Consider the following 3,193-nt stretch of genomic DNA (forward strand, 5'->3'; position numbering starts at 1 on the left):
CCTGTGAGGGGGGTTGGGGCGGACTGGTTGTTGGTTGAGAATTGCACAGTGGACGCGAGCATCTGTGGCCAAGTTGTTAAGGGCGCACGGTGGATGCCTTGGTACCAGGAACCGATGAAGGACGTGGGAGGCCGCGATAGTCCCCGGGGAGTTGTCAACCTAGCTGTGATCCGGGGGTTTCCGAATGGGGAAACCCGGCAGTCGTTATGGGCTGTCACCTGCCGCTGAATGTATAGGCGGTGTGGAGGGAACGCGGGGAAGTGAAACATCTCAGTACCCGCAGGAAGAGAAAACAACCGTGATTCCGGGAGTAGTGGTGAGCGAAACCGGAGGAGGCTAAACCGTCTGTGTGTGATACCCGGCAGGGGTTGCGCGGGCGGGGTTGTGGGAGTGCACTTGATTGTTCTGCCGGACAGTCGGGGAGTAAGAAACCGTTGTGGTAGTCGAAGGGCATGCGAAAGGCCCGGCGTAGAGGGTAAGACCCCCGTAGACGAAACTGTGGCGGCTCTCTTGTGTGTTTCCCAAGTAGCACGGGGCCCGAGAAATCCTGTGTGAATCTGGCGGGACCACCCGTTAAGCCTAAATATTCCCTGGTGACCGATAGTGGATAGTACCGTGAGGGAATGGTGAAAAGTACCGCGGGAGCGGAGTGAAATAGTACCTGAAACCGTGCGCCTACAAGCCGTGGGAGCGTCGCAGTGTGTGCTTGCACATACTGTCGTGACTGCGTGCCTTTTGAAGAATGAGCCTGCGAGTTTGCGGTGTGTTGCGAGGTTAACCTGTTGGTGGGGAGCCGTAGCGAAAGCGAGTCCGAAGAGGGCGACACAGTAGCATGCCCTAGACCCGAAGCGGAGTGATCTAGCCATGGGCAGGGTGAAGCGTGGGTAAGACTGCGTGGAGGCCCGAACCCACCAGAGTTGAAAATCTGGGGGATGACCTGTGGTTAGGGGTGAAAGGCCAATCAAACTCCGTGATAGCTGGTTCTCCCCGAAATGCATTTAGGTGCAGCGTCGTTTGTTTCTTGCCGGAGGTAGAGCACTGGATAGGTGATGGGCCTTACCGGGTTACTGACCTTAGCCAAACTCCGAATGCCGGTAAGTGAAGAGCGGCAGTGAGACTGTGGGGGATAAGCTCCATGGTCGAGAGGGAAACAGCCCAGAGCATCGACTAAGGCCCCTAAGCGTGTGCTAAGTGGGAAAGGATGTGGAGTCGCAGAGACAGCCAGGAGGTTGGCTTAGAAGCAGCCACCCTTGAAAGAGTGCGTAATAGCTCACTGGTCGAGTGATTCTGCGCCGATAATGTAGCGGGGCTCAAGTACACCGCCGAAGTCGTGTCATTGACCCTTGTGGTTGATGGGTAGGGGAGCGTCGTGTGCTGGGTGAAGCAGTCCTGTAAGGGGTTGTGGACGGTACGCGAGTGAGAATGCAGGCATGAGTAGCGAGACACACGTGGGAAACGTGTGCGCCGATTGACTAAGGGTTCCTGGGTCAAGCTGATCTGCCCAGGGTAAGTCGGGGCCTAAGGCGAGGCCGACAGGCGTAGTCGATGGATAACCGGTTGATATTCCGGTACCCGCCGTGGAGCGCCAGCGCTGAATCTCCTGATGCTAAGCCCGTGAAGCCTTTGAGGATCCCTTCGGGGTGAGTCTTGTGGTGGAGCCGGTGGTCCGAGGGGGTAGTAGGTGAGTGATGGGGTGACGCAGGAAGGTAGTCCATCCCGGGCGGTGGTTGTCCCGGGGTAAGGGTGTGGCCCGTTGTGCAGGTAAATCCGTGCAACATGTGGGTGAGGCCTGATGCGGAGCCGATTGTGGTGAAGTGGATGATCCTATGCTGTCGAGAAAAGCCTCTAGCGATGTTTCATGGTGGCCCGTACCCTAAACCGACTCAGGTAGTCAGGTAGAGTATACCGAGGCGTTCGGGTGAACTATGGTTAAGGAACTCGGCAAATTGCCCCCGTAACTTCGGGAGAAGGGGGGCCGCTTCTGGTGATGGCCTTTACGGTCGGAGCTGGGGGTGGCCGCAGAGACCAGCGAGAAGCGACTGTTTACTAAAAACACAGGTCCGTGCGAAGCTGTAAGGCGATGTATACGGACTGACGCCTGCCCGGTGCTGGAACGTTAAGGGGACCGGTTAGCTCTCTTCGGGGGGCGAGGCTGGGAACTTAAGCGCCAGTAAACGGCGGTGGTAACTATAACCATCCTAAGGTAGCGAAATTCCTTGTCGGGTAAGTTCCGACCTGCACGAATGGCGTAACGACTTCTCGACTGTCTCAACCATAGGCCCGGTGAAATTGCATTACGAGTAAAGATGCTCGTTTCGCGCAGCAGGACGGAAAGACCCCGGGACCTTTACTATAGCTTGATATTGGTGTTCGGTTCGGCTTGTGTAGGATAGGTGGGAGACTGTGAAGTCCAAGCGCCAGCTTGGGTGGAGTCGTTGTTGAAATACCACTCTGGTCGTGCTGGATGTCTAACCTGGGTCCGTGATCCGGATCGGGGACAGTGTCTGGTGGGTAGTTTAACTGGGGCGGTTGCCTCCTAAAGAGTAACGGAGGCGCCCAAAGGTTCCCTCAGCCTGGTTGGTTATCAGGTGGTGAGTGTAAGTGCACAAGGGAGCTTGACTGTGAGACTGGCGGGTCGAGCAGGTGCGAAAGCAGGGACTAGTGATCCGGCGGTGGCTTGTGGGAGCGCCGTCGCTCAACGGATAAAAGGTACCCCGGGGATAACAGGCTGATCTTCCCCAAGAGTCCGTATCGACGGGATGGTTTGGCACCTCGATGTCGGCTCGTCGCATCCTGGGGCTGGAGTTGGTCCCAAGGGTTGGGCTGTTCGCCCATTAAAGCGGTACGCGAGCTGGGTTTAGAACGTCGTGAGACAGTTCGGTCCCTATCCGCTGTGCGCGTTGGAGTCTTGAGAAGGGCTGTCCCTAGTACGAGAGGACCGGGACGGACGAACCTCTGGTGTGCCAGTTGTCCTGCCAAGGGCATGGCTGGTTGGCTACGTTCGGGAGGGATAACCGCTGAAAGCATCTAAGCGGGAAGCCTGCTTCGAGATGAGGACTCCCACCCACTTGATGGGGTAAGGCCTCCGTGAGACCAACGGGTTGATAGGCCGGAGATGGAAGCCCTGTGAGGGGTGGAGTTGACCGGTACTAATAGGCCGAGGGCTTGTCCATAGATGCTCGCGTCCACTGTG

The 3,193-nt window shown here is 57.3% G+C and carries 1 rRNA gene; it reads left to right on the plus strand.

The window, feature by feature from the left end:
• Positions 1–66: 66 nt before the first annotated feature.
• Positions 67–3,173: ribosomal RNA gene (locus IF27_RS29580) — 23S ribosomal RNA — on the plus strand.
• The last annotated feature ends 20 nt before the right edge of the window (positions 3,174–3,193 follow it).

Origin of the sequence: Streptomyces avicenniae (assembly GCF_000719135.1) — a bacterium.
GTDB classification, from domain to species: domain Bacteria; phylum Actinomycetota; class Actinomycetes; order Streptomycetales; family Streptomycetaceae; genus Streptomyces; species Streptomyces avicenniae.